25 protein-coding genes are annotated in these 24011 nt (G+C 69.0%); 16 read left to right on the top strand and 9 right to left on the bottom strand.

All coding sequences use genetic code 11. The features are described 5' to 3' along the window. The 4 genes from ACO2SS_RS11665 to ACO2SS_RS11650 all read left to right on the top strand — a co-directional run. Positions 1-396: hypothetical protein (locus ACO2SS_RS11665; RefSeq protein ID WP_423277813.1), on the top strand; the 396-nt coding region annotated here is incomplete at its 5' end. A gap of 101 nt (positions 397-497) precedes the next feature. Then, positions 498-2276, top strand: coding sequence for a thiamine pyrophosphate-requiring protein (locus tag ACO2SS_RS11660; protein ID WP_423277812.1), 1779 nt, complete (start codon positions 498-500; stop codon positions 2274-2276). Positions 2277-2407: 131 nt separating this feature from the next. Next, positions 2408-3388 (top strand): Bug family tripartite tricarboxylate transporter substrate binding protein, encoded by a 981-nt coding sequence (locus ACO2SS_RS11655; protein WP_423277811.1) that lies wholly within the window; start codon positions 2408-2410, stop codon positions 3386-3388. A gap of 5 nt (positions 3389-3393) precedes the next feature. Beyond that, a complete protein-coding gene (locus tag ACO2SS_RS11650; protein WP_423277810.1) occupies positions 3394-4113 on the top strand; it encodes a 4-carboxy-4-hydroxy-2-oxoadipate aldolase/oxaloacetate decarboxylase in 720 nt (239 codons plus the stop codon). Positions 4114-4170: 57 nt separating this feature from the next. Here the strand turns inward: ACO2SS_RS11650 and ACO2SS_RS11645 are convergent, their stop codons facing one another. After that, entirely contained in the window at positions 4171-4815 is a 645-nt protein-coding gene (locus tag ACO2SS_RS11645) for a DJ-1/PfpI family protein (RefSeq protein ID WP_423277809.1), read from the bottom strand. Positions 4816-5020: 205 nt separating this feature from the next. Between ACO2SS_RS11645 and ACO2SS_RS11640 the strand changes: the two genes are divergently transcribed. The 3 genes from ACO2SS_RS11640 to ACO2SS_RS11630 all read left to right on the top strand — a co-directional run bounded on the left by ACO2SS_RS11640 (position 5021) and on the right by ACO2SS_RS11630 (position 7056). Next, entirely contained in the window at positions 5021-6100 is a 1080-nt protein-coding gene (locus ACO2SS_RS11640; protein ID WP_423277808.1) for a TRAP transporter substrate-binding protein, read from the top strand. A 20-nt stretch (positions 6101-6120) separates the two neighbouring features. Continuing rightward, complete coding sequence (locus ACO2SS_RS11635; protein WP_423277807.1) at positions 6121-6753, top strand: MSMEG_1061 family FMN-dependent PPOX-type flavoprotein; 633 nt, start codon at positions 6121-6123, stop codon at positions 6751-6753. An 87-nt stretch (positions 6754-6840) separates the two neighbouring features. Beyond that, positions 6841-7056: a hypothetical protein gene (locus ACO2SS_RS11630; protein ID WP_423277805.1), complete on the top strand. Its 216-nt coding sequence runs from the start codon at positions 6841-6843 to the stop codon at positions 7054-7056. 24 nt (positions 7057-7080) lie between these two features. Here the strand turns inward: ACO2SS_RS11630 and ACO2SS_RS11625 are convergent, their stop codons facing one another. The 6 genes from ACO2SS_RS11625 to ACO2SS_RS11600 form a co-directional block, all read right to left on the bottom strand. Beyond that, entirely contained in the window at positions 7081-7788 is a 708-nt protein-coding gene (locus tag ACO2SS_RS11625; protein WP_423277804.1) for a L,D-transpeptidase, read from the bottom strand. A gap of 214 nt (positions 7789-8002) precedes the next feature. Next, on the bottom strand, positions 8003-8698 hold the full coding sequence (locus ACO2SS_RS11620) for a general stress protein (protein ID WP_423277803.1): 696 nt from the start codon (positions 8696-8698) through the stop codon (positions 8003-8005). Positions 8699-8773: 75 nt separating this feature from the next. Beyond that, positions 8774-9148: a PepSY domain-containing protein gene (locus ACO2SS_RS11615; RefSeq protein WP_423277802.1), complete on the bottom strand. Its 375-nt coding sequence runs from the start codon at positions 9146-9148 to the stop codon at positions 8774-8776. A gap of 325 nt (positions 9149-9473) precedes the next feature. Beyond that, a complete protein-coding gene (locus tag ACO2SS_RS11610) occupies positions 9474-9935 on the bottom strand; it encodes a DoxX family protein (RefSeq protein WP_423277801.1) in 462 nt (153 codons plus the stop codon). Between the two features lie 9 nt (positions 9936-9944). Then, on the bottom strand, positions 9945-10406 hold the full coding sequence (locus ACO2SS_RS11605; RefSeq protein ID WP_423277800.1) for a tetratricopeptide repeat protein: 462 nt from the start codon (positions 10404-10406) through the stop codon (positions 9945-9947). Between the two features lie 17 nt (positions 10407-10423). Then, positions 10424-11395, bottom strand: a complete 972-nt coding sequence (locus tag ACO2SS_RS11600; protein WP_423277799.1) for an MBL fold metallo-hydrolase — start codon at positions 11393-11395, stop codon at positions 10424-10426. A gap of 163 nt (positions 11396-11558) precedes the next feature. On the opposite strand from ACO2SS_RS11600, the gene ACO2SS_RS11595 reads away from it, so the two are divergent. Beyond that, positions 11559-12107, top strand: a complete 549-nt coding sequence (locus ACO2SS_RS11595) for a sigma-70 family RNA polymerase sigma factor (protein ID WP_423277798.1) — start codon at positions 11559-11561, stop codon at positions 12105-12107. Continuing rightward, positions 12097-12867, top strand: a complete 771-nt coding sequence (locus ACO2SS_RS11590) for an anti-sigma factor family protein (RefSeq protein ID WP_423277797.1) — start codon at positions 12097-12099, stop codon at positions 12865-12867. The genes ACO2SS_RS11595 and ACO2SS_RS11590 overlap by 11 nt, the downstream gene beginning before the upstream one ends. 797 nt (positions 12868-13664) lie before the next feature. Here ACO2SS_RS11590 and ACO2SS_RS11585 read toward each other — a convergent pair. After that, positions 13665-15539: an ATP-binding cassette domain-containing protein gene (locus ACO2SS_RS11585; protein ID WP_423277796.1), complete on the bottom strand. Its 1875-nt coding sequence runs from the start codon at positions 15537-15539 to the stop codon at positions 13665-13667. Between the two features lie 122 nt (positions 15540-15661). On the opposite strand from ACO2SS_RS11585, the gene ACO2SS_RS11580 reads away from it, so the two are divergent. Together ACO2SS_RS11580 and ACO2SS_RS11575 are read left to right on the top strand one after the other, a co-directional pair. Next, the gene (locus ACO2SS_RS11580) at positions 15662-16672 is read left to right on the top strand and encodes a Gfo/Idh/MocA family protein (RefSeq protein WP_423277795.1); all 1011 of its coding nucleotides are present in this window, start codon (positions 15662-15664) and stop codon (positions 16670-16672) included. A gap of 62 nt (positions 16673-16734) precedes the next feature. Then, a complete protein-coding gene (locus ACO2SS_RS11575; RefSeq protein ID WP_423277794.1) occupies positions 16735-17418 on the top strand; it encodes a Crp/Fnr family transcriptional regulator in 684 nt (227 codons plus the stop codon). Positions 17419-17420: 2 nt separating this feature from the next. Here ACO2SS_RS11575 and ACO2SS_RS11570 read toward each other — a convergent pair whose 3' ends face one another. Further along, positions 17421-18059 carry a TetR/AcrR family transcriptional regulator gene (locus ACO2SS_RS11570; protein WP_423277793.1) on the bottom strand — a complete coding sequence of 213 codons (639 nt, stop codon included), beginning with the start codon at positions 18057-18059 and terminating at the stop codon, positions 17421-17423. Positions 18060-18235: 176 nt separating this feature from the next. Here ACO2SS_RS11570 and ACO2SS_RS11565 point away from each other — a divergent pair, with 176 nt between their 5' ends. From ACO2SS_RS11565 to ACO2SS_RS11545, 5 genes are all read left to right on the top strand, one after another. Next, positions 18236-19384: an HlyD family secretion protein gene (locus ACO2SS_RS11565; RefSeq protein ID WP_423277792.1), complete on the top strand. Its 1149-nt coding sequence runs from the start codon at positions 18236-18238 to the stop codon at positions 19382-19384. A gap of 4 nt (positions 19385-19388) precedes the next feature. After that, complete coding sequence (locus ACO2SS_RS11560) at positions 19389-20975, top strand: DHA2 family efflux MFS transporter permease subunit (RefSeq protein WP_423277791.1); 1587 nt, start codon at positions 19389-19391, stop codon at positions 20973-20975. A 78-nt stretch (positions 20976-21053) separates the two neighbouring features. Further along, the gene (locus ACO2SS_RS11555) at positions 21054-22199 is read left to right on the top strand and encodes an ABC transporter ATP-binding protein (RefSeq protein ID WP_423277790.1); all 1146 of its coding nucleotides are present in this window, start codon (positions 21054-21056) and stop codon (positions 22197-22199) included. Next, complete coding sequence (locus ACO2SS_RS11550; RefSeq protein ID WP_423277789.1) at positions 22196-23113, top strand: ABC transporter permease; 918 nt, start codon at positions 22196-22198, stop codon at positions 23111-23113. Before ACO2SS_RS11555 ends, ACO2SS_RS11550 begins: the two co-directional genes overlap by 4 nt. Further along, positions 23110-23925, top strand: a complete 816-nt coding sequence (locus tag ACO2SS_RS11545) for an ABC transporter permease (RefSeq protein ID WP_423277788.1) — start codon at positions 23110-23112, stop codon at positions 23923-23925. The genes ACO2SS_RS11550 and ACO2SS_RS11545 overlap by 4 nt, the downstream gene beginning before the upstream one ends. Positions 23926-24011 lie beyond the last annotated feature (86 nt).

Below are 24011 nucleotides of genomic sequence, written 5' to 3'. Positions count from 1 at the left end.
GAGCCGGCCCCGACGGTTCGCCGCCGCACGGTCGTGCGCAGCTATTCGGAGCCGGATAGCGTGACCGTCCGCAGCCGGCGTGTCCGCAGCTACGATCGCGACAGCGTCTCCGTCGGCACGCGCGAGCGGACCGGCGTCTCGGTGGGCGTCCGCACCGGCACCCGCAACGAGGTGAACACCCGGAGCGACGGCGGCAGCCGGGAGATGACCTCCGGCGCCCGTGGCGGCAACCGCATGGATTCGACCGGCAGCGTGTCCGGCCGGAACGGCGGCGGCGCCTCGGTCGAGGGTAGCGGCTCCGGCTCGGCTGCCGGCGGCGCGGCCCGTGCCTCCGGGGCCGGTCGTGCCGGCGCCGGTGCTGGTGCCACGGGCGGAGCCTCGCCGGCCCAGCAGTAAGGCGATCGCCGCGGGGCCACGGCCTCGCGGCTTTCTCTCCCTGAACTCCCTGGCACGGGGCGGCGTTGCCGCCCTGTGCCGTGGCGTGCAGGGAGGAAACGATGGCGATGGTGAGCGACTTCTTCGTCGGGCGACTGAAGGAATGGGGCGTCACCAGGATCTACGGCTATTCCGGAGACGGCATCAACGGCGTCATCGGGGCCCTGCAGCGGGATGGCGGGATCGAGTTCATCCAGGTCCGGCACGAGGAGATGGCGGCCTTCATGGCGGTCGCCCACGCCAAGTTCACGGGCGAGATCGGCGTCTGCCTCGCCACCGGCGGGCCGGGCGCGACGCATCTCCTGACCGGCCTCTACGACGCCAAGCTCGACCACGCCCCCGTCCTCGCGATCTGCGGCCAGGCCGAGGCCAGCGTGCGGGGCGGCAGCTACCAGCAGGAGCTCAACCTCGACCGCGTCTTCGCCGACGTCTCCGAATTCGTGCAGGAGGCCGGGGCGGCCGCGCAGGTCCGGCTCCTCGTCGACCGGGGCATCCGCACCGCCATCGCCCGCAACGGCGTCGCGACGATCGTCCTGCCGAAGGACATCCAGAAGGAGACCTACGAGGATCCGCCCGTCGCCCACGGTTTTACCCGCACGGGCGTGGGGTATTCCCGGCCGCGGGTGATCCCGCGCGAGAGCGACCTCGCCCGCGCGGCCGAGGTGCTGAATGCCGGCTCCAAGGTCGCCATCCTCATCGGGGCTGGCGCGGCGGGCGCCGCGCCGGAGGTGGTCCAGACCGCTGAGGTGCTGGGCGCCGGCATAGCGAAGGCGCTTCTCGGCAAGGCCGCGCTGCCGGACGACCTGCCCTTCGTGACCGGCGCGATCGGCCTTCTCGGCACGCGCCCCTCCTCGGACATGATGAACGGCGCCGACACGCTGCTGATGGTCGGCACGGGCTTTCCCTGGGCCGAGTTCCTGCCGCCGGACGGGCAGGTGAGGGCGGTGCAGATCGACATCGAGCCCTCGATGCTGTCGCTCCGCTACCCTTGCGAGGTGAACCTGCACGGCGATGCCGCCGAGACCCTGCGGGCGCTCATCCCGATGCTGAAACACAAGGAGGACCGCACCTGGCGCGAGGAGATCGAGGGCAACATCCGCGAGTGGTGGGGCGTGCTGGAGGCGCGCGCCATGACGTCCGCCAATCCCGTCAACCCGCAGCGGGTCGTCTGGGAGATGTCCCCGCGGCTGCCCTCGAACGCGATCGTCACCAGCGATTCCGGCTCATGCGCCAACTGGTACGCCCGCGATTTCAAGGCGAAGCAGGGCCAGATGGCCTCGCTCTCCGGCGGGCTCGCCTCCATGGGCGCCGCGGTGCCCTACGCGATCGGCGCCAAGTTCGCCCATCCGGGCCGGCCCGTCGTGGCGCTCGTCGGCGACGGCGCCATGCAGATGAACAACCTCGCCGAGATGATCACGGTCCAGAAGTACTGGAAGCGCTGGCGCGACCCGCGCCTCGTCGTCTGCGTCTTCAACAACGAGGACCTGAACGAGGTCACCTGGGAGCAGCGCGTGATGGACGGCAACCCGCGCTACGACGCGAGCCAGGACATCCCGAACGTGCCCTATGCCCGCTTCGCCGACCTGATCGGCCTGAAGGGCATCTATGTCGATGATCCCGAGAAGCTGGGGGAGGCCTGGGAGGAGGCGCTCTCGGCGGATCGTCCCGTGATCCTCGAGGTGAAGACGGACCCGGAGGTCGCGCCGCTTCCGCCCCACGTCACCCTGAAACAGGCGAAGGCGTTCATGACTTCCATGACGAAGGACAGCCGTGCGGGCCGCGTCATCGGCACGACGGCGCGGCAGATCATCAACCAGGTGCTGCCGGGCAAGGGCGAGTAGCCGGCCCGATCTCCCGGCCGCGGAGCCGGCGGGCAGTCGACAACCTGTCCAGCTTGTCGCATGAGCTTCGCCCGTAAGCTTCGCTGTTGAGGGCTCCGGCGGCACGAAACCCGCCGGGCCAGGGAGGATCCATGTTCACTCGGCGCCACGCCGCGCTTGTTCTCGGCACTGTCTTGTCCGGCCTCGCGGCCACTTCCCCCGCGACGGCCCAGAATTACCCGACCCGGCTCGTGAAGCTCGTCGTGCCGCAGGCGGCCGGCGGGACCACGGATGTGCTCGCCCGGGCGATCGGCGAGAAGCTGAGCAAGCGCTGGGGCCAGCCCGTCGTCGTCGAGAACCTGGCCGGCGCGGCCGGCAATGTCGGAACGGCGAGCGTCGCGAGGACGACGCCGGACGGCTACACGCTGCTCGTCACCTACGAGGGCTCGCAGGCGATCAACCCGCACCTCTACGCCAACCAGAGCTTCGACTCGGTGAAGGACTTCCAGCCCGTCGCGACCTTCTCGCGCGGCGCCTTCTACGTGATCGTCAGCCCCAAGCTGCCCGTGGCGGATTTCCGCGAGTTCCTGGCCAAGGCGAAGGCGAGCCAGAATCCCTTCAACTACGCCACGTCCGGCGTCGGCTCGGTCAACCACATCATCGGCGAGATGATCAAGCAGGAGGCCGGCCTGAAGATGACGCATGTCGCCTATCGCGGCATCGCGCAGGCGATCACGGACATCTCGGGCGGCCATGTCGAGGCCGGCGTCGCGGCCGTGCCCTCCGTCATCGGCCAGGTCCAGGGCGGCCAGGTCCGCGCGCTCGCCGTGACCAGCGCCGAGCGGACCTCGGTCACGCCCGACGTGCCGACGCTCAAGGAATCGGGGCTGCCCGGCATCGACGTGAACCCCTGGTGGGGCATGCTGGCGCCCGCCGGCATCGACCCGGCCATCGTGAAGAAGATCAACGGCGACGTGAACGAGATCCTGAAGGAACCCGACATGATCGCCTTCATGCGCAAGATCGGCGCCGAGCCCTACGCCACCACGCCGGACGAGTTCCTGGCGCTCCTCAAGACCAACGTCGAGCGCTGGGGCGAGATCGTCCGCAAGACCGGCGCCAAGCCCGAGTAGGCCCCATGATGCTGTCCCATCCCGGCGCGATCTACACGCGCATCCCGGCGGCCGACCCCGAGCTGGTCGCCGAGGCCGGACGCTATGCCATCGCGGACCTGCACGAGGCCCTCGGGTCGGTGGCCGGCCGCATGGCCCTGATGAGCCCGCGTATGCGCCCCACCGCGCCCGGCCATCGCATCGTCGGCCAGGCCGTCACGGCCTACAACTTCCCCGGCGACAACCTGATGATCCACAAGGCTCTGCAGCTCGCCCAGGCGGGTCAGGTCCTGGTGCTCACCAATGGCGGCGGGCAGCATGGTGCCCTCTGGGGCGACGTCGCCGGCACCTTCGCCAAGAAGAAGGGCATCGCGGGAATTGTCGTGGACGGCCCGGCCCGTGACATCGACGAACTGCGCGCCATGGAGCTGCCCGTCTGGGCGACCTCGATCTCGCCCTCCCACCCGCAGAAGCGCGGCCCCGGCGCCGTGAACGTGCCGGTCGTCTGCGACGGCGTCCTGGTCAATCCGGGCGACATCATCGCGGCCGATGGCGACGGCGTCCTCGTCATTCCACGCGAGCACCTCCAGGCGGTCGTCGAGGGCGCGCGTGCCCGCAGCGCCAAGGAGGCCGAGATCCGCCGCCGGGTCGGCGCCGGCGAGTCGCTGTTCGACATCCTCGGAATGCAGAAGCTGATCGACGCTGCGGGCATCCCCGAGCGGGACGAGGTCTGGCCGGGCGCCTGAGGATAGCGCCGGATCGCTTCGCGCCGCCGGGCTCCGGCGTGCGCGAGGTGTTCGGCGCTATGGACCGACGATCCCGAGGGCGCGCCGGTTCGCCTCGAAGGCCCGGTCGTATTCGATCAGGCGCGCGACCTCGTCGCGCGCATCGGTCCCGTAGATCCTTCCGATCAGATAGAGCGTCCCATCGATTGCGAGCGAGACCCCGCCGCTCGTGACCACGCCGCGATCCTCGACGATGAGCGCTGCTTCCGGCTCTGTGGTCGGGGCCAGGCTCCTCAGGGTGTCCAGCGGGGAAGTGGCTTCCGAGCCCGCCGCCCGACGCCGCGTCGTTGCGCGGGTATCGTCCAGGATGCCGGCGGCCGCGAGGATCAGCGCTCCCGTGCACACGGACGCGACCTGCTCCCTTGCGCGGGAGCGCAGGAAGCCGAGCATCGCCGCGTTGGCAATCTGTTCCCGCCATCCCGGTCCGCCGCAGACCACGAAGACGTCGCAAGGCGGACAGGTCGCGAAATCCGCCTCTGCGAGCACGGTGACGCCTCCGGCGAGCCGAACCGGTCCGGCCTGCTCCGCCACGAGGACGCTCGAGAGATGCGGCAGCATCCTCGACGCCATCGAGACGACACCGGCCGTCCCGCCGAGGTCGATGGGCTCGACGCCCTCGTAGAGGACGATGCCGAGGCGTGCGGGCTCGGAAGGCTGTTTCATGGAGTGTGGCGCCCCTGCGCCGGACAGGGCCGCAAATTCCGGGCGAGGGCTCGGCAGCCATGTCGGGCGGGCACGATGATGGCGAACGGCGTGGCGGCCGGCAAGGAACTTACCCGAGGCCACCCGGCCGGTCCGGCAAGCTCATTGCTTTGCTCTCTCCGGGAGGGCGCTCGATCGCCGAACTCCCACCTGCAGGGGGAGCTCGATGACACGTCGCTTATTCCTCAAATCCGCCGCGGCCCTCGCCGGGAGCATGGTCGCCGCTCCGGCAATCGCCCAGTCACTGCCGCAGATCCGTTGGCGCATGACGTCGAGCTTTCCGCGCAACCTGGACATCACCTATGGGGCCGGCGAGCGCTTCTGCCGGGCGGTGGCGGAGCTCACGGAGGGGCGCTTCCTCATCCAGCAATTCTCCGCAGGCGAGATCGTGGGCGGGCTGCAGGCGCTCGACGCGGTCCAGAACGCGACAGTGGAGGCGGCCTATACCGGGCTCCTCTTCTATGTCGGCAAGGATCCGACCTTTTCCCTCACGGCCGCCGCGCCGTTCATGATGAGTCCGCGGGCACAGAACGCCTGGTATTACTACGGCGACGGGCTGGCCATGACGAACGAGTTCCTCAAGAAATACAATGTCGTCGGCTATCCCTGCGGCAATACAGGGATGCAATGGGGCGGGTGGTTCAAGAAGGAGATCCGCAGCGTCGACGATCTGCGCGGCCTGAAGATGCGCATCGCGGGGCTCGCCGGCACGATCGCCGCGCGCGTCGGAGTGGTGCCGCAGCAGATCGCACCCGGCGACATCTATCCCGCTCTCGAGCGCGGGACGATCGACGCGGTCGAGTATATCGGCCCCTATGACGACGAAAAGCTCGGCTTCCAGAAGGTGACGCAGCGATACTACTCTCCTGGCTGGCAGGAGGGCGGCACGATCTTCCACACGATCTTCAATCAGGCGAAGTTCGCCGAGCTGCCACCGTTGTACAGGAAGGCGATCGAGGTGGCCGCCCAGGCGACGACCCTCGACATGCTGGCGCATTACGACATGAAGAACCCGGAAGCGCTGATGCGGCTTGCATCCGCTGGGGTCACCATCTCCATCTTCCCGAACGATGTCCTCACGCGCCTCTATGAAGAGTCCGAGGCGTATTACAAAGGTATCGTCGGAACGAGCCCCGACTTCGCTGCGATCTTCAACAGCCAGCGTGAGTTCATGAAGAAGAGCAATACGTATCAGCGGCTGGCGGACTTCCAGTACGACATGATGATGTACCGGTTCCGACCGTGAGCGGGGAGGAGGCGAGCAGCATGACCGTGTTCGATCCGGCGGCCGTCAGCTTCGTCGATTCCATGGAGCAGGTGCGGTCGCGCCATCCCGCGGCGATGTCGCGTGCGACCGACAAGGTCCTGAAACGGCTGGACCGGCATTGCCGGGCAATCCTCGAGCGGTCGACCTTCTGCATCATCGGCACCCACGGCAGCGGCGGGGCCGATGTTTCGCCACGAGGCGATCCGCCCGGCTTCGCCCGCGTGCTCGACGACCAGCACGTCCTCATCCCGGACCGGATCGGCAACAACCGCTTCGACAGCTACGCCAACATCCTGGAGACTGGCTCCGTCGGCCTCCTCTTTCTCGTGCCGGGGATGGGAGAGACCCTCCGGATCAACGGCCTCGCCCGCATCACCGACGATCCCTCTCTTCTCGCTGGCTCGGCCGTTCAGGGGCGGGCGCCGATCATGGGCCTCCTGGTCGAGGTCCGCGAGGCGTACCTTCACTGCGCCAAGTCGATCAATCGTGCTGGCCTGTGGGACCCGGCTCGGCGGATCGATCGCGACGAACTCCCGAGCTACGGCGATATGCTGACCGACCATTGCGCCGGGCTCACGCGCGAGGAGAGCGAGCGGCAGGGACTGGAGATGGCGCGGCGCGGCCTCTACTGAGCGGCCCCGATCACCGGGCGTTCTGCCTCGCGCCGTAGACGGCACGGGGCAGGGCGGCCATGATCGGATCCCAGCAAGGAATCGCGCATGGGCACACCGAACCCGAACCAGCAGATCCGCTCCGATCTCGGCGTCGTGGAGACGATCGAGTCGGACAACATCGTGCGCTGGGATGGGCAGCGGCTTTATGTCGAGCAGGACGTCTACCACAACGGCCAGCTCGTCCACCGCAAGTACCGCAAGACGGTGACGCCCGAGGTGGCCCGGGCTCTCCAGGCGCTGCTCGCCGCCTCGACCCACTAGACGGGGCAGGGCGGCCCCGGGCCGTCAGGCCAGGACGACGACCTTCGTCCCGAGGGGCACGCGGCCGTAGAGGTCGATCGCGTCCTGGTTGATCATGCGGATGCAGCCGGACGAGACCGAGGTGCCGATCGTCTCGGGCTCGACCGTGCCGTGGATGCGGAACAGCGTGTCCTTGTTGCCCTGCCAGAGATAGAGCGCGCGGGCGCCGACGGGATTGTTCGGGCCACCCTTCATGCCGAGGCCGCTCTGGAGCTTGCTGAGCTGCGGCTTGATGTCGGGCCGGCGCTTGATCATCTCCTTCGGCGGGTACCAGTCCGGCCATTCCTGCTTGGAGCGGACATCGGCCACGCCGGACCAGCCGAACCCTTCCTTGCCGACGCCGACTCCGTAGCGGCGGGCGCGTCCGCCATCGCCGACGAGGTAGAGGAAGCGCGCCTTCGGGTCGACGACGATCGTGCCGGGCTTCTCGCGGCCGTCATACGCCACCTCCTGTCGAAGGAAGGCGCGGTTCAGCGTGGCGTACTCGACCGCGGGCACGGGGAACTTCTCGCCCTTCACCTCGGCGTAGATGGAAGGATAGTCGAACGGCGTGGAGCCGGGCGTCGCGGCGAGGCCGTTGGCCGGCGCGCGTGCCGCCGAGCGGTCGCCGCCCGGGGCGACGCAGCCGGCGAGCCCGGAGCCTGCGGCCGCTGCCATTCCGGCAAGCAGAAGGCGGCGGCTCGGGATGGTCATCTCGGTGCTCCGAAGGAGGGGCCGCAGCAATGCGGAACCCTTGATCGGCCACCCTTCGGGGCAAGCGTCAAGCTTGGGCCGCCCGAACGCGAAGCTTCGCCGGCCAGTGTTGCGGGATTTCACCTATCCCGAAAAGCAAAGAGCCGCTCCGGATCGGAGCGGCTCCAGCTCAGCCGGGCTGAAGGCCGGCCCGAAGAGGGCCGGCGAGGAGGCGTCAGCGCGGATAGGTCCGCACGCGGTCGCGCGTGGCCGTGCCGCCCGTGCCGAGGCCGGTCGTGGTCGAGGCCGCCGCGCCGACCGGGCCGGAGGAGAGCGCACCCGTCGTCCCCGGCGCGTAGTCGCCCGTGCCGGCATAGCGGCCGTCCCAGCCGCCCTGGCGCCAGGTACCCTCGCGCTCGCCCATGTCGACCGTGCCGTCGGCATCGAGGATGCTCGTCACCTGGGCGAGACGCGCCTCGTCCGTCCGCACCGTCACCAGCGTGCCGCCGCGGTTGATGCCTTCCGCATAGGAATGGGCATGCGCCTCGTCGATCCCGGCCCCGGTCAGGGCGCCGATCAGCCCGCCTGTCGCGGCGCCGGCGCCGGCGCCGACGAGCGTGGAAGCGAGCCAGCCGGCCGCCACAACGGGGCCGAGGCCCGGGATGGCCAGCATGCCGAGCCCGGCGAGAAGGCCCGCGCCGCCGCCGAGGGCGGTGCCGAGGGTCGCGCCGGTTCCCGCGCCGGTTCCGGCATCCGGGTGCTCGGTGGTGGTGGTGGTGCGGGAGGTGTCCGCGTAGCGGCTGCGCTGGTTGGCATCGTTGGACACGATGCTGATGTCTCCATCCGGCACGCCGGCCTGCTCGAGCCGGGCGACGGCCTTGGCGGCGTCGTCATAGCGATCGAACATCGCCGTAACTGTTCTGGTCGTCATGAGCTTGATCCTTGCAGAGGTTGGCGGCCGGCGCGCCGGAAGGCGCATCCGCGGCCGCGAGGGTCGAGGGCGGCCTTACTGGGCCGCGATGTTGCCCTTGTAGTCGAACCCGACCGTGACGCTCTTGCCGTCGTGCATGGCCTTGCCGCGCCAGATGCCCTGGTCGTCCTTCTTCAGGTCGGTCACGTCCTTGAGCCCGGCGCCTTCGAGGCGGGACTTGGCCTGGCCTTCGGTGAAGCTGTTGGCTCCCTGCTCCAGGGCGGTCGGGGCGACGAATTGAGCCTTGCCGGACGCATTCACGCTGGAGGGAGCATTCCCCTGCGTGTTGACGGCCGGGTTCGAAGAGCCGGTGGGCGAGCCGGAGCCGGGCGAGGCCGGGGCCGTATTCTGGGCGAGCGCCGGGGTGGCGAGCAGCACCAGAGCTGCCGCGGCTTTCATCACGTTGTTCACGTTGACCTCCGTTGGCCCATCCGTGTGCAGAACCTGCACATCCGGCGGGCAGAGCTATGCTTCGCTAACCTCACGGCAGCCCGGACGTTCCGCTCCGCGGCAAAGGAACGTGGTCATCGGTACTGTCGAGGAGTTCTTGCTTACGGTGGGATGAATCACCGGCCAGCCAGAGGCGAGCCCGGCCGACGCAGAAAGGGCCTGCGGCCCTCCTCGGCATGACGAAGGGGGTGGGTCGGAGTGCGGCGCACGACCGCTCGGTGGCCGGCTCCGGTTCTGCCCCCGCCGGGGCCCGGCGGGGTGCCTGTCCACGATGTCCCGCAGCCGATCACGAAGCCGAACGGCTCCCCCTGTCCGCTGCCGAGGGTGCGACCCAGCAGCCCGCCTCGCCGAGCGCGTCGAGGGACAGCCCTCCGGCGCCGCGGGCGGCGAGGATCAGGAACGCGCCGGCGAGCGCCAGGTCCTTCTCGAAATGGAGAAGCTCGCTCCGTCCCGGCGCGCCGAGATGGAACAGGATCGCGGCGGCCGCCGAGAAGACAGCGAGCCCGAGCGCCGCAAGCCGCGTGTGCCAGCCGGCGAGGACGAGCAGGCTGCAGCCGATCTCGACGACGATCGCGAAGGGCAGCAGCGCGCCCGGCACCCCGTGCATCGCCATGTAGGCGAGCGCACCGGGATAATGCGCGAGCTTGTCCCAGCCCTCCGCGATGAAGACGGAGACGAGCAGCAGCCGACCCAGCAGGTCGAGCGGTGGACCGGAGGCGCGAAGCCCCCGGGTCAGGGTCTCGGACATGGCGGCCTCCTATTGCGTGGCTGCGGCACCCTGCGCGATCGAGCGGGCCAGGTCCTCCCGTTCCTCGCATCCCTGCGGGCAGAGCTGGGCCAGGATGGTCAGGTTGCGCTTTGCCCGGTCCATCTGCCCGGTCTGCACGAAGAGCTCGCCCTGGTATTCGAGCGCGCCCCGATGCGCCGGGTCGAATTCGAGCGCCTTGGCGTAGAAGGTGGCGGCCCGGCCCACCTCGCCCGTCTTCCGCAGGCTGTAGCCGAGCAGGTTGTAGACGTCCGCATGCTGGACGCCGCCCCGGACCATGGCGTCGAGATCGGCGATCGCGCCGGGATAATCGGCGGCCTTGATCTTGGTCCGGACCGCGCCGAGTTCCGGCGCGCCTGCCGTGACCATGTTGTCGACGGCGAGCGCCGGCGCTCCGCACAGCACCAGGGCCGCGGCGGCGGCGAGCATGGGACGGATCGAGCGAGTGGTCATGGCGTTCTCCTCTCAGGTCAGGCGGAAACGGGCGCGAAGGCGTAGGCGGAGCCGTCCTTCGTGAAGGTGCCGGCGCCCGGGAACGGAAAATGGGCGCCGCAGATCGCCATCTTCTCGGCGATCACCCGGTCGAGCAGCCGGCGCCGGGTCTCGACAGCCAGCGGGCCGTCCTGGTCGTAGCTGCCCTGCCAGTCCGGATGCGGCGCCAGCAGCGCCGGCACATAGGCGACGTCGTTCGAGATCATGAGCTGCTCCGCCCCGGACGACAGGTGGAAGGCGGCATGGCCCGGCGTGTGACCGGGCGCGCGGACGAGCCGGATCCCGGGTGCGACCTCCTCCTCGCCCTCGACGAGGCGGAAATTGGTCCAGGTCGGGAAGGCGCTCTGGATGCGCACCCCCAGGCCCTTCCGGGCCTCGGGCAGGGCCGCGATCCGCCCCGGCTCGGTCCACCACCGATACTCGTCAGCGCTCACGACCAACTCGGCATCGGGATAGACCGGCCGGTTCGTGCCCCGCTCCATCAGGCCGAAGATGTGGTCGGGGTGGAAATGCGAGATCAGGATGGTGCCGATCCGCCTGGGATCGATCCCGGCCGCCTTCATGTTGGCCGGCAGGTCGACCGCGTTCGGCTGCCATTGCCCGACCCCCGACCCGGAATCGACCATCACCAGGCGGTCGCCGAGATCGAGCACGATCACGGTGAGCGGGATCGGCATGTACTCGGTGACCTGGCCCGCTGCGGCGAGCGCCTCCTTCGTCTCGGCGACCGAGGCGTTGCGGATGAAGGCCGGATCGTGCGGCTTGCGCCAGATCCCGTCATAGAGGGCGACCACCTCGACGGAGCCCACCCGGTAGCGATGGAAGCCCTTGCCCGGGTTCGGCAGGGCCTGCGCCCGGACGGGGGGAACGAGGAGCGGGGCATCCAGCCCGAGCGCGGCGGCGAGGCCGGCGGCGGATATCATGAACGAGCGGCGGGACGGGGAGGGCATGGAGAGGCTCCTCTGATGCTGGCCCGGTCCCGGGAGGATCGGACCTGCGGCCTAAACCAGGGAGCCCCGCCGTTTATTCCGCCTCTCGGGTGCCGCATGCGGGCGGAATAATCGCCGCCCCGCGCGAGTCTCGATCGGACGGCAATGGCGCGGAGCCCTCGCGATGGAGCGGGTGGAGTTCGAACGGCAGGCCCTCGAGCATCTCGATGCCGTGCATTCGGTCGCCTGCTGGATCGTCAGGAGCCGCGCGGACGCGGACGATATCGTGCAGGAGACCTATCTTCGGGCCTTCCAGGCCATCGACGGCTTCAGGGGCGAGGCGATCAAGCCCTGGCTGCTGACGATCACGCGCAATCTCGCCTACACGTTCCTGACCCGGCGCCGCCGCGTGGCGAACGTGATCCCGTTCGACGAGGCCGTCTCCCGCGGCGGGGACGGCACGCCCATGCCGATGCAGTTCCCGACCGACGAGCCCTCGGCGGAGGCGCGCCTCGTCAGCGAGGCGGAGGCCGAGAGCGTGCGCCGAGCCCTCGAGGCGCTTCCGCTGCCGCTGCGCGAAACGGTCGTGCTGCGCGAGATGGAGGAGCTTTCCTACCAGCAGATCGCCGACGTGATCGACGTGCCGATCGGGACGGTCATGTCGCGGCTGTCGCGGGCGCGCGCCCAGTTGAGGAGGCTCCTTGCCGACGAGGAGGGTCGCCATGCGGTGTGAGGACGCTCTCGGTCGCCTCGACGCCTTCGTCGATGGCGAGCTGCCCGAAGCGGCCCGCTCGGAGCTGGCGCTGCATGTGGAGAGCTGCGCGGAATGCTCGCAGGAGGTGCGCGCGCTGCGACGGCTGCACGACAGGGTGGCCGGTGCGCGCATTCCCGCGCCGGCCGGACTTCGGACCGCGATCCAGGCCGGGCTTGCTGCCGAGGAGGCGCGCCAGGCCGCTCGCCGCCGCAACGATTGGTTTTCCTGGCACGGGGCGCGCCTGCGTTCCGTGCTCGGCCAGGCCGGGACGCTCGCCGCCGCCTGCCTGCTCACGGCGATCATCACGTGGTCGGCGGCACAGCGCGATTTCGGCGCCGAGCAGGCGGTCGGAGATGCGCTGAACGCCCATCTGAGGGGTGTCGCCCAGGACAGCCCGGTCCAGGTCGCGACGTCCGACACGCACCAGGTGAAACCCTGGTTCGCCGGCCGGCTTGAATTCTCGCCGCCCGTCAAGGATCTCGCGGAGGAAGGCTTTCCGCTCGTCGGCGGCCGCGTGGACGTGATCGGCCAGGAACGCGCGGCGGCGCTCGTCTACCGGCGTCGCCTGCACACGATCACCCTCCTGGTCCGCCCCCGCCCGAACGCTCCGCCGAGCGCCCCCGTCCTGACGCGCCAGAAGGGATTCAACATCCTGGGCTGGAGCAAGGGCGGGATGGCCTATTGGGCGGTCTCGGACGTGAGCGAGGCCGACCTGTTCCAGCTCCAGGCCCTGCTGTGAGGGGCTTCGCCTCGGCGGCGCGTGGCGCAGTGGCCCGGGTGGTCTGCTGCGCAGGCACCGGGGATGACAGGCGGAGCGCGACGGTGGTGCGCCTCACCTCTCCCCGCCGGGGAGAGGTCGCCACCGGGCGGAGACCGGTGGCGGGTGAGGGGGTGCCCTCTCCGGAGAGCGCTCTCCCCCTCACCCCAGCCCTCTCCCCGCCGGGGAGAGGGAGCGCGGCGGCGGCACCCGCTCATCCCGGCGAAAGCCGGGATCCACCACAGCAGGGCGGCTGGGCACCGGCTTTCGCCGGTGTGAGCGGAATCCCAACTTGACAGATCTAGCATTTATTCCTATATGGCCGTCACTCGTCTCCGGCGGGGGAACGGCGGTCGACACCGGGCACCGTTGGCGGAGGCGAGGGCGGGTCCCGAGGTCGCGGTTCCGGAAACCGTGGCGCCCGGGCGGCTGACCGGGCGTGTGCCCATGGGGCCGAAAAGACCGTCGCGGGGCGCCGGGAGGGACCTGGCAAATCCGCAAGACACATCTTTGAAGGCCGGAGAACCGGCGCCCCGCTTCCCTCTCTTGGGCATCGCTGTTTGACATCGCAGCTGGACCGGACCCCGGGTCGGGGACGGACGGCGCGTGCCCGCTTTCCCGCTCATCCCGGCGGAAGCCGGGATCCAGACGCGGGAGCCTGGGACACCGGCTTTCGCCGGTGTGAGCGGAAGGGCCGCTCTGCCTGGCGCTCTCTCGACGGCGGAACGCCCGATCCCTTGGCCCTTCCCCGCAGGGGCAGAAGGAACGCCCGGGCGGCGCTACCCCACCGACTCCAATTCGCCCGAGAGCTCGAGCCATTCGTCCTCGGCAGCGGCGAGCGCCTTCGCGGCCTCGGCGCGCATGCGGGCGAGTTCGTTCGCCTTCTTCTTGTCGGCCTCGTAGGCGGAGCCGTCCGCCAGCGCCTTGTCGACCTTGGCGATGACGCCCGAGAGGCGCTCGATGCGCGCCTCCAGCACCTCGAGCTGCTTGCGCTTGGGTTCCGCCGATTTCCGGCGTTCGGCCTTCTCGCGCCGATCGTCGACGCGCGAGCCCGGCTCGTCCGGCTCCGGGGCGGACTTGGCGGGCTTCTTCTCGCCGCCCGACAGGACGAAGCGGCGGTAATCGTCCATGTCGCCGTCGAAGGTCTGGACGCCGCCATCGGCCACGAGCCAAAGCCTGTCGGCGCAGGCCTCGATCAGGAAGCGGTCGTGGCTGACGAGGATCACGGCCCCCTCGTAATCGTTGATCGCCTCCATCAGGGCCGTGCGGCTGTCGATGTCGAGGTGGTTGGTCGGCTCGTCCAGGATGAGGAGATGCGGGCTGTTGAAGGCCGCGAGCCCCATCATCAGGCGCGCCTTCTCGCCGCCCGAGATCTGGCTCACGGGGGTGTCGGCCTTCTGGCCCTGGAAGCCGAGCCGGGCGCAGCGGGCCCGGATCTTCGATTCGGGCTGGCCGGGCATCCGGGCCGCGACATGCGAATAGGGCGTCGGCGCGTCCGACAGCTCGTCGAGCTGGTGCTGGGCGAAATAGGCGACTTCCAGCTTGTTCGAGCGGGTCACGGTGCCGGACAGGGGCTCGAGCTTGTTCGCCAGCACCTTGCAGAAGGTGGACTTGCCGTTGCCGTTGGACCCGAGCAGCGCGATCCGGTCGTCCGGCAGGATGGTGAGGTCGAGCCGCTTCAGGATGGTGCGCTCGCCATAGCCTGCCTCGACCCGGTCCATCGCGATGATCGGCGGCGACAGCGGGCGCTCGGGGGAGGGGAGGTCGAAGGGGAGGACGTTGTCCTCGACCATCAGCGAGGCCGGCTCGAGCTTCGCCAGGCGCTTGATGCGCGACTGCGCCTGGCGGGCCTTGGAGGCCTTGGCCCGGAAGCGGTCCACGAAGGCCTGGAGGTGCTTGCGCTCCGCCTCCTGCTTGGCGGCGAACTTGGCTTCCAGGCGGCGCTTCTCCGCGAGCTGCCGGGCGAAGGAGGAATAGCCGCCGCGCCACAGCGAGAGCTTGCCGCGGTCGAGATGGAGGATGTGGTCGACGCAGGTGTCCAGCAACTCGCGGTCGTGGCTGATCACCAGGACCGTATGCGGATAGCGGCCGAGGTAATCGTAGAGCCAGAGCGTGCCCTCGAGGTCGAGGTAGTTGGTCGGCTCGTCGAGGAGCAGGAGGTCCGGCTCGGTGAAGAGGACCGCCGCAAGCGCGACCCGCATGCGCCAGCCGCCCGAGAAGGCGGAGCAGGGCCGGGCCTGCGCCTCCGCGTCGAAGCCGAGGCCATGCAGGATGGCGGCGGCCCGGGCCGGGGCGGAATAGGCATCGATGTCGACGAGCCGCGTCTCGATCTCGGCCCGTCGCATCCCCTCGGCCGTCTCGGCCTCGGCCAGCAGGGCCGCGCGCTCCTTGTCGGCCGCGAGGACGACCTCGATCAGCGATTCCGGCCCGCCGGGCGCCTCCTGGGACACCGCCCCTATGCGGACGCCGCGCGGCAGCGCCACCGCCCCGCCTTCCCCGGCGATCTCGCCCAGGATGAGCCGGAACAGGGTCGTCTTGCCGGCGCCGTTTCGGCCGACCAGCCCGACCCGCGCGCCGGTCGGCAGGGCGACGGTCGCACGGTCGAGCAGCAGCCGGTCGCCGATGCGATAGGTCAGCTCGTTGAGGTGAAGCATGCCGGCTTTGTGGCGATTGCGGCCCGTCCGGGCAAGGCCGTGTGTCGCCTCGACCCTGCGGGATGCCGCCGCTATGACCTCGAAACCCCGGACGGACCGGGAGAGGAGGCTTCACGAGCGCCATGCGCAGAGAGAGCGAGAGGGAGTTGCCCCGGGTCGCGGTCGTCGGCTGCGGCCGCTGGGGTCGCAACCACGTGCGCAACTATGCCGAACTCGGGGCGCTGGCCGGCGTGGTCGATGCCGATGCGGCCCTCGCGGCGGAGCAGGCCGGGCGATACGGCGTGCCGGCGCTCCCGTTCGAGGCGGCGCTCGCCGACGACACGATCGAGGGCCTCGTCTTCGCCCTGCCTCCGGCGCAGAACCTGCCGCTCGGCAGCCGGGCGCTGGAGGCGGGCAAGCACCTCTTCGTCGAGAAGCCGCTGGCGCTGTCCGTGGCGGATGGCGAGCGCCTGTGCGAGATCGCGCGGCACCACGACCGGCGGCTCATGGTCGGGCACATCCTCCAGTACCACCCCGCTTTCGCGGCCCTGGCCGGTCTGGTTCGGGAGGGACGGCTCGGACGGCTGATGTCGCTCGTCTCCACCCGGCTCGATCTCGGCGCCATCCGCCGCCAGGAGAATGCGCTCTGGGCGCTGGCCCCGCACGACGTCTCGATGGTGCTGGCGCTGAGCGGCGCCGAGCCCGCCCGGGTGGAAGCGTTCGGCGGTTACCACACGCATCCTGGCATCGCCGACACCACCACCGTCGCGCTATCCTTCGCGGACGGAGCCACGGCGGAAATCCGCTCCTCCTGGCTCCACCCCTATAAGGAGCAGCGGCTCGTGGTGGTCGGGACGGAGGCGATGGCGGTGTTCGACGACCGCGCCCCCTGGGACGGCAAGCTCGTCCTCTACGGCTATCGAATCACCGAGACGGGCGGGACGGCCCTGATCGAGCGCTCGGAGCCGGAGAGCATCGCGGTCGAGCAGGGTGAACCATTGCGGCTGGAATGTCTCCACTTTCTCCACAGTATCCGGACCGGAGCAGTTCCGCGAACGGACGGCCATGAAGGATTGCGGGTCCTCCGTGTTCTGGAAGATGCCGGCCGAGCTTTGCGTCCCGGTTCACCAAGCAACATGGCAGCAACACGTTAAGGCTTGACTTCGGGGCCATGTACGGCAGCCATGCCGCGCATGGGGGACACAACGGGATTGGCATGAACCGTCTGGCAAGCATCCCGTTCTTCAAGGACGCGGAGGTCGATCTCGCACGCTTCGAGACGCGCGTGCGCTGGCGGAATTTCACGCCCGGCGAGATCCTCGTGGACTTCGACGATCCCTCGCGGGACGTGTTCTTCCTGGCCGCGGGCGACGTCCGGGTCCTCATCCGCACGCGCTCGGGCAAGGAGGTCATCCTGGGCGAGATGAAGGCCGGCTCCCTCTTCGGCGAGCTGGCGGCGCTCGACGGCGTGAAACGCTCGGCGAACGTCACCGCCCTGACCCGCGGCGAGGTCTGCGTGATGTCGGCCCCGGTCTTCCAGGAGATCGTCTTCGCGGCGCCGACCGTCGCCGGGCGCGTGTTCCGCCTCCTGACCAGCCGCGTGCGCGAACTCGACGCCCGCCTGATGGAGCAGACCGTCCTCGACCTCCGCCACCGGCTTTATTCGGAGCTGCTGCGCCTCTCCGTGCCGCGGCAGGGCAGCGAGACGGAACGGGTGGTCACCCCGCCGCCCTTTCACCACGTCCTCGCCGCCCGGATCGGCTGCCGGCGCGAGCAGGTGACGCGCGAGTTCACGTCGATGGATCAGGAAGGCCTGATCGAGCGCAAGCGCGGCGCCCTCGTCATCAAGCGGCCCGACCTCCTGCACGCGCGCGTGCAGGCGGCCCTGCGCGACGAATAGGGTCAGCCGACCCCGTAGGCGCGCAGGAAGACCCCGAGCGCAGCCTCGACCTCGCGCGCGATCTGCGCCGGGCTCGGCCCGGCCTCCACGCCGAAAATGGCGCGCTTGAACGATCGCGCGGAGCACATGCCGAGAAACTGCTCCGCCGCAACCTCGGTGTCCTCGATGCGCAGGCGCCGGGCCGCCACCTGGGCATCCAGGTAGGCCTTCAGACGACGCGCTCCGGTCCGCGGCCCGGCCTCGTAGAACGACTGGCCGAAGCGGGGGAACTTGTCGGTCGCGCCGATCACCATCCGGATCGAGGAAATGTGGTCCGGCTTCAGCATCGCCTCAAGAAAGCTGACGCCCAGGCGCCGCAAGGCCGAGGCGACGTCCGGATCGCTTTCGTCCAGCCGGAAGACCGCCTCGGCAAGGCCGGCCTTCTCCTCCAGCGTCAACGCCTCGAAGAGCGCCTCCTTCGAGTCGAAGTAGACGTAGAGCGTGCCCTTGGAGACGCGGGCGGCCTTGGCGATCTCGCCCATGCTGGCCCCATCGAAACCCGCGGACAGGAACACGCGCCGCGCGCCATCCAGGATCTGACGACGTTTGGCGCTATCCGCCGCAGGGAGCTCGGGGGGCTTCGCTTGAAGGGTGGCGCTCATCGCATCCAGAGTGGCTCATTGACCGAACCGTTCGGTCAAAATATATGAGACCTCTCCCGCAGGTCAATCTGAGCCGATGGCGACCTGTTGCGGGCTCGTGTCGGGAGTTCTTCATGGTGCGGTCCGACGACCTTTCCTCAGCGGAGCGGAGCGGCCCCATGCGGGAGGCTCCGGATATGAGCAGAGCCGGCGTTCCGGTCCTCAAGGCGGAGACCGGAATTGGCTCCGACGTCGCGCGGGCCGAGGCCAGGCCGGCCACTCCCGCACCGCCACCGAAGGGCTCCCGCAAGCGTGTCGTGCTCCTGGTGATCCTCGCGATCGCCCTGATGGCCGGCAGCTATTTCGGCTATGGCTGGTGGACGAACGGCCGTTTCTTCGTCTCGACCGACGACGCCTATGTCGGGGCCGACGTCACGATCCTGGCGGCCAAGGCCTCGGGATACGTGACCGCGGTCGAGGTCGAGAACAACCAGACTGTGCAGGCGGGCCAGGTCATCGCTCGCATCGACGATGTCGACTACCGGCTCGCCGTCAGGGCCGCCCAGGATAAGCTCGCCACCCAGAATGCATCCGTCGAGCGGATCGCGAGGCAGATCGAGGCCGCCGAGGCCCAGGTCCGGCAGGCGGAGCCGCAGATCGCCGCCGCCCGTGCCGAGTCTGTCCGCGCTGCTGCCGATTACGACCGCCAGGCTCGCCTCTCCCAATCGGACTTCGCCTCTCGCGCTCGTCTCGAGCAGGCGCAGGCGGACCGCGACAGGGCGGCCGCCAACGTCCTGGCGGCCGAGGCCGGCTTTGCCGCCGCCCGAGCCAATGTGGACGTGCTGAAGGCTCAGAAGGACGAGGCCGACCGCGTCGCCGCCGAATACCGGACGGCCGTGGCGCGGGCGGAGCGCGATCTCTCCTTCGCGACCATCCGGGCTCCCGTGACGGGCGTCCTCGGCAACCGGGCCGTCGAGGTGGGCGCTTATGTTCAGCCGGGGACGCGGCTCGCCGCGCTGATCCCGTTCGCGAGCGTTCGGGTCGATGCCAATTTCAAGGAGACCCAACTGGCCAGGATCCATCCCGGACAGAAGGTCGAGTTCGAGGTGGATGCCTATCCGGACCGCCAGTTCGAGGGCCGGGTAGAGAGCATCTCACCCGCTTCCGGCTCGCAGTTCAGCCTTCTCCCGCCGGAGAACGCGACCGGCAACTTCACGAAGATCGTCCAGCGCGTTCCGGTCCGGATCAGGGTCGAGCAGGCCGATGATGCGGTGCTCCGCCCCGGCATGTCGGTCGTTGTCCACGTCGACACGCGCGCGCCGCGTACGGCCCAGGCCGCGAGGTAGCGCCATGGCGAGCGCAGCGCTCGCGACTCCCGCCGCCGCGCCGGCGGCGGCCGCGCCGGCGGGGGAGGGGCGTAAGCTCTTCGCCTTCCTCTGCATGGTGTTCGGGATGTTCATGGCGATCCTGGACATCCAGATCGTCTCTGCGTCCCTGGCGGAGATCCAGGCCGGTATCTCCGCGTCGGCGGACGAGATCTCGTGGGTTCAGACGGCGTATCTGATCGCCGAGGTCATCATGATCCCGCTGTCGGGCACGCTGTCACGCGTGTTGTCGACGCGCTGGATGTTCGTGATCTCGGCCGCCGGCTTCACCTTCATGAGCTTCCTCTGCGCGACGGCCTCGTCCATCGAGCAGATGATCGTCTACCGCGCCCTCCAGGGCTTCATCGGCGGCGGCATGATCCCGACCGTCTTTGCCTCCGCCTACACGATCTTCAGGCCCGAGCAGCGCAACGTGGTCACGCCGATCATCGGGCTCGTCGCAACCCTCGCTCCGACGATCGGGCCGACGGTCGGCGGCTATCTGACCGACCTCTTCTCCTGGCACTGGCTTTTCCTCGTCAACATCGTGCCGGGGATCTTCGTCACCGTGACGACCTACTTCCTGGTCGATTTCGATGAGCCGAACCTGGGCCTGTTCAAGAATTTCGACTGGACGGGGCTCGCCCTCATGGCGGCTTTCCTCGGCTGCCTCGAATTCGTCCTCGAGGAAGGCCCGATCAAGGACTGGTTCCAGGACGAGTACATCCTGATCGGGACGGTTGTGTGTGTCGGAGCCGGCCTCGGCTTCTTCTGGCGGATGTTCACGGCCAAGCAGCCGATCGTCGACCTGTTCGCCTTCACGAACCGCAATTTCGCGGCGGGCTGCGCCTTCAGCTTCGTGATGGGGATCGGGCTCTACGGCCTGACCTACCTCTATCCGGTCTATCTCGGCCGGGTACGCGGCTACTCGGCCCTCCAGATCGGCGAGACGATGTTCGTCACCGGTATCTGCATGTTCCTCACCGCGCCCATCGTGGGGCGGCTGATGGGCAAGGTCGATCCCCGTGCCATGATGGCGGCGGGCTTCATTGGCTTCGGGCTCGGGACCTGGTGGGCGTCGTACATCACCAAGGATTGGGACTTCTGGGAGCTTCTGATCCCGCAGGTTCTGCGCGGCGTGTCGCTCATGGTCTGCATGGTGCCGATCAACAACATCGCGCTCGGAACGCTCTCGCCGGAGCGAATGAAGAACGCGTCGGGGCTGTTCAATCTGACACGCAATCTCGGCGGCGCCGTCGGGCTCGCGCTCATCAACACGACCCTCAACGAGCGCTGGGACCTTCATCTCACCCGGTTGCACGAGAAGGTGACCTGGAGCCGTGCCATCGCGAACGAGACGCTTCAGACGATGACAGGCGCTTATGCGCGGCTCGGCTCCGATGCGAGTCTTGCGGGCCTCAGGACCGTCTCGAACATCGTTCGCCAGCAGGCGCTCGTCATGTCCTTCGGGGACGTCTTCCTGATCATGACCTTCCTGTTCGGGTCGCTGGCCCTGCTCACGCCCTTCATCAAGCGTCCCAAGCTCGGAGCCGCCTCGGCCGACGCGCATTGAGGCGGACGGAAGGTTTGGCTAGTCTCGCGCCGTTTCTAGGGCGCGAGGTTCAACGACATCTTGTTCTTCCGGCGACGTTTGGCCGATCCGGCAAGGGACGGCTTCGGGGCGAACGCTCCTGGGGAATGCACCGACGGTCCTAAACTCCTGATCCGCTTTGAGGGGATCACGAAGCGCTTCGGCGCTCTCACGGCCGTCGACGACCTTGAGCTGAACATCTGCGAGGGCGAATTCTTCTGCCTGCTCGGCCCGTCGGGCTGCGGGAAAAGCACGCTTCTGCGGATGCTGGCCGGTTTCGAGGAGCCCGATCGCGGTCGCATCCTCCTCGACGGCCGGGACATCGCGCACGATGCGCCGCATCGGCGGCCGCTGAACATGATGTTCCAGTCCTATGCGCTGTTCCCCCATCTCACCGTCGCAGGGAACATCGCGTATGGGCTGAAGCAGGGCCGCATGCCGAAAGCGGAGATTGCCCGGCGCGTAGACGAGATGCTCCGCCTCGTTCGCCTGCCCGATCTCGGGGACCGCTATCCAGCTCAGATTTCAGGAGGGCAGCGTCAGAGGGTCGCTCTCGCGAGGGCGCTCGCCCGCAATCCTCGCGTTCTCCTCCTCGACGAGCCGCTCGGCGCTCTGGACCGGCGCTTGCGGGAGGAAACCCAGGCGGAACTCAAGAGCCTGCAGCACAAGCTCGGCACCACCTTCATCATGGTCACGCACGACCAGGACGAAGCCATGAGCATGGCCGACCGGATCGGCGTCATGGAGAAGGGCCGCATGGCCCAGGTGGGTCCGCCGCGCGAGCTGTATGAGCGTCCCGCGAGCCGGTTCGTCGCGGCCTTCCTCGGAGACGTGAATCTCACCGCCGCCGAGGTGGTCGGAACCGGCAACGGTGTGGTCCAGGTCGCGACCGGGTGGTCGCCCCGGCCATTCTCGGTGCTCCCGTCGGCTGACGGAGGAGACGACCTGCTGCCGCGCACCATCGCCATCCGGCCAGAGAAGCTGATCCTGGAGCCGATACCCACCGGGGCGGAAGGTTCGAACCGTCTCGCCGGGCGGATCGTGAGCGCGAGCTATCTGGGCAGCGAAACGCTTTACCGTGTCGAGGTGGCCGCGGGGCAGGTGCTTCGGGTTGCGCAGCCGAACGGGCAAATGGCGCCGGGTCTGGCGGAAGGCACTCCGGTGCAACTGAGCTTCCCGCCCGAAGCCGCGGTGCTCCTGCCGTGAGCGCATCCGTAGCTGCCGGCCGGCGCAGCCGTATTCTGGTCGTCGCGCCGCCGTTCCTTTGGCTCGCCCTCTTCTTCCTGGCGCCATTCGCGATGGTGCTCAGGATCAGCCTTTCGGAGCCGGCGATCGCGCAGCCTCCGTACAGGCCGCACTTCCCCTGGAGCCTTGAGCCAGAGGCGTGGCGGCCCGTGCTCGAGGCGTTGGGACTGGAGAACTACAGGACGCTCCTTGCGGACGCTCTCTATCGGGATGCGGCGCTGTCCTCGTTCGGTCTCGCTGCGACCTCCACGATCCTTCTGCTTTTCCTCGGCTACCCGATCGCTCTCGCGATGGCGCGCGCCTCCTCGAACTGGCGGCCGATCCTGGTCGGTCTCGTCATCGTGCCGTTTTGGACGAGCCTTCTGATCCGCGTCTATGCCTGGATGGCGATCCTCAGCCCCGAGGGCTTTCTCAACCGGGCGCTGCTCGGCCTGGGGATCGTGGAGCAGCCTCTCCAGATCCTGAACACGAATGCCGCCATCCTGATCGGCATCGTCTATTCCTATCTTCCGTTCATGATCCTGCCGCTCTACGCGAGCCTGGAGCGGCAGGATCCGACCCTGGTCGAGGCGGCATCGGATCTCGGAGCGTCGCGCCTGAAGGCATTCTGGACCGTGACCGTCCCGCTCTCGATGTCCGGCATCGTGGCTGGCACGCTCCTCTGCTTCATCCCGATCGTGGGCGAGTTCATCGTCCCCGACCTGCTCGGCGGGTCGGAGACGCTGATGTTGGGACGAACGCTGTGGAGCGAGTTCTTCTCCAACCGCGACTGGCCGCTGGCCTCCGCGGTCGCGGTCGTGATGACGATCCTGCTGGTCGGACCGATCGTGGCCTACCGCAACGCCGAGGCGCGCCGGCTGGAGCCCCGGGCATGAGCAGGCGTCGTTTCACCTGGTTCAACGGCCTCGCGCTCGCGCTCGGGCTCGCCTTCCTCTACGTGCCCCTGGCGCTCGTCGTGGCATACTCGTTCAACGCATCGCGCCTCGTCACGGTGTGGGGTGGATTCTCGACCCAGTGGTATGGAGCGCTTCTCGGTAACGAGCCTCTCAAGCAGGCCGCCTGGACCTCCCTCCGCGTAGCCGGCCTCTCCTCGGTGTTCGCCACGGTGCTGGGGACGCTGACCGCCTATGCGCTCGTCCGATACGGCCGGTTCCGCGCCCGGACCCTGTTCACGGGCATGCTCTATGCCCCGATGGTGATGCCCGAGGTCATCACCGGGCTGTCGCTGCTGCTCCTGTTCGTCGCCATGGGGCTCGATCGCGGCTTCTGGACTGTCACGGTCGCGCACACGACGCTGACGCTCGCCTTCGTGGCGGTCGTGGTGCAGGCTCGGCTGGCTGATCTCGACCGCTCCCTCGAGGAGGCCGCCGCGGATCTCGGGGCGCCCCCGATGCGGGCATTTCTCACGGTGACCCTGCCGTTGATCGCACCGGCCGTCGCCGCTGGTTTCCTTCTCGCCTTCACGCTGTCGTTCGACGATCTGGTGCTCGCGAGCTTCACATCCGGACCAGGTTCCACGACGCTCCCGATGCTGATCTACAGCAGCGTGCGATTGGGGGTGACGCCGGAGATCAACGCGGCTTCGACCCTGATGATCGCGCTGGTCGTCCTGACGCTTGCCCTGGCGGCCCTGTCGTCCCGTTGGCGCGGAGCCCGGACGCGCCGTGTCAGGCGAGGCCCGGGGTGAGGAGCGCATCGGCCTCTCCGGATTCGCTGCCTGGAAGGCTTGGACCGAACCTGGAGCGCCTTTATGGTGGCGCGAGGGGGCTGAGC

Source organism: Enterovirga sp. CN4-39 (genome assembly GCF_049446235.1).
Classification (GTDB): Bacteria; Pseudomonadota; Alphaproteobacteria; order Rhizobiales; family Beijerinckiaceae; genus Enterovirga.
The sequence above is the reverse complement of the archived record's forward strand: the minus strand, read 5'-3'. Positions and strand labels throughout refer to the sequence as shown.

What these genes read in the sequence shown, in the direction of transcription:
- ACO2SS_RS11570 (WP_423277793.1), bottom strand. Translation starts at nt 18,059, where the DNA reads ATGAGCGCCACCCTTCAAGCGAAGCCCCCCGAGCTCCCTGCGGCGGAT.
- ACO2SS_RS11635 (WP_423277807.1), top strand. Translation starts at nt 6,121, where the DNA reads ATGACCGTGTTCGATCCGGCGGCCGTCAGCTTCGTCGATTCCATGGAG.
- ACO2SS_RS11640 (WP_423277808.1), top strand. Translation starts at nt 5,021, where the DNA reads ATGACACGTCGCTTATTCCTCAAATCCGCCGCGGCCCTCGCCGGGAGC.
- ACO2SS_RS11645 (WP_423277809.1), bottom strand. Translation starts at nt 4,815, where the DNA reads ATGAAACAGCCTTCCGAGCCCGCACGCCTCGGCATCGTCCTCTACGAG.
- ACO2SS_RS11605 (WP_423277800.1), bottom strand. Translation starts at nt 10,406, where the DNA reads ATGACCACTCGCTCGATCCGTCCCATGCTCGCCGCCGCCGCGGCCCTG.
- ACO2SS_RS11630 (WP_423277805.1), top strand. Translation starts at nt 6,841, where the DNA reads ATGGGCACACCGAACCCGAACCAGCAGATCCGCTCCGATCTCGGCGTC.
- ACO2SS_RS11650 (WP_423277810.1), top strand. Translation starts at nt 3,394, where the DNA reads ATGATGCTGTCCCATCCCGGCGCGATCTACACGCGCATCCCGGCGGCC.
- ACO2SS_RS11600 (WP_423277799.1), bottom strand. Translation starts at nt 11,395, where the DNA reads ATGCCCTCCCCGTCCCGCCGCTCGTTCATGATATCCGCCGCCGGCCTC.
- ACO2SS_RS11590 (WP_423277797.1), top strand. Translation starts at nt 12,097, where the DNA reads ATGCGGTGTGAGGACGCTCTCGGTCGCCTCGACGCCTTCGTCGATGGC.
- ACO2SS_RS11575 (WP_423277794.1), top strand. Translation starts at nt 16,735, where the DNA reads ATGAACCGTCTGGCAAGCATCCCGTTCTTCAAGGACGCGGAGGTCGAT.
- ACO2SS_RS11580 (WP_423277795.1), top strand. Translation starts at nt 15,662, where the DNA reads ATGCGCAGAGAGAGCGAGAGGGAGTTGCCCCGGGTCGCGGTCGTCGGC.
- ACO2SS_RS11620 (WP_423277803.1), bottom strand. Translation starts at nt 8,698, where the DNA reads ATGACGACCAGAACAGTTACGGCGATGTTCGATCGCTATGACGACGCC.
- ACO2SS_RS11585 (WP_423277796.1), bottom strand. Translation starts at nt 15,539, where the DNA reads ATGCTTCACCTCAACGAGCTGACCTATCGCATCGGCGACCGGCTGCTG.
- ACO2SS_RS11595 (WP_423277798.1), top strand. Translation starts at nt 11,559, where the DNA reads ATGGAGCGGGTGGAGTTCGAACGGCAGGCCCTCGAGCATCTCGATGCC.
- ACO2SS_RS11625 (WP_423277804.1), bottom strand. Translation starts at nt 7,788, where the DNA reads ATGACCATCCCGAGCCGCCGCCTTCTGCTTGCCGGAATGGCAGCGGCC.
- ACO2SS_RS11655 (WP_423277811.1), top strand. Translation starts at nt 2,408, where the DNA reads ATGTTCACTCGGCGCCACGCCGCGCTTGTTCTCGGCACTGTCTTGTCC.
- ACO2SS_RS11610 (WP_423277801.1), bottom strand. Translation starts at nt 9,935, where the DNA reads ATGTCCGAGACCCTGACCCGGGGGCTTCGCGCCTCCGGTCCACCGCTC.
- ACO2SS_RS11565 (WP_423277792.1), top strand. Translation starts at nt 18,236, where the DNA reads ATGAGCAGAGCCGGCGTTCCGGTCCTCAAGGCGGAGACCGGAATTGGC.
- ACO2SS_RS11660 (WP_423277812.1), top strand. Translation starts at nt 498, where the DNA reads ATGGCGATGGTGAGCGACTTCTTCGTCGGGCGACTGAAGGAATGGGGC.
- ACO2SS_RS11545 (WP_423277788.1), top strand. Translation starts at nt 23,110, where the DNA reads ATGAGCAGGCGTCGTTTCACCTGGTTCAACGGCCTCGCGCTCGCGCTC.
- ACO2SS_RS11560 (WP_423277791.1), top strand. Translation starts at nt 19,389, where the DNA reads ATGGCGAGCGCAGCGCTCGCGACTCCCGCCGCCGCGCCGGCGGCGGCC.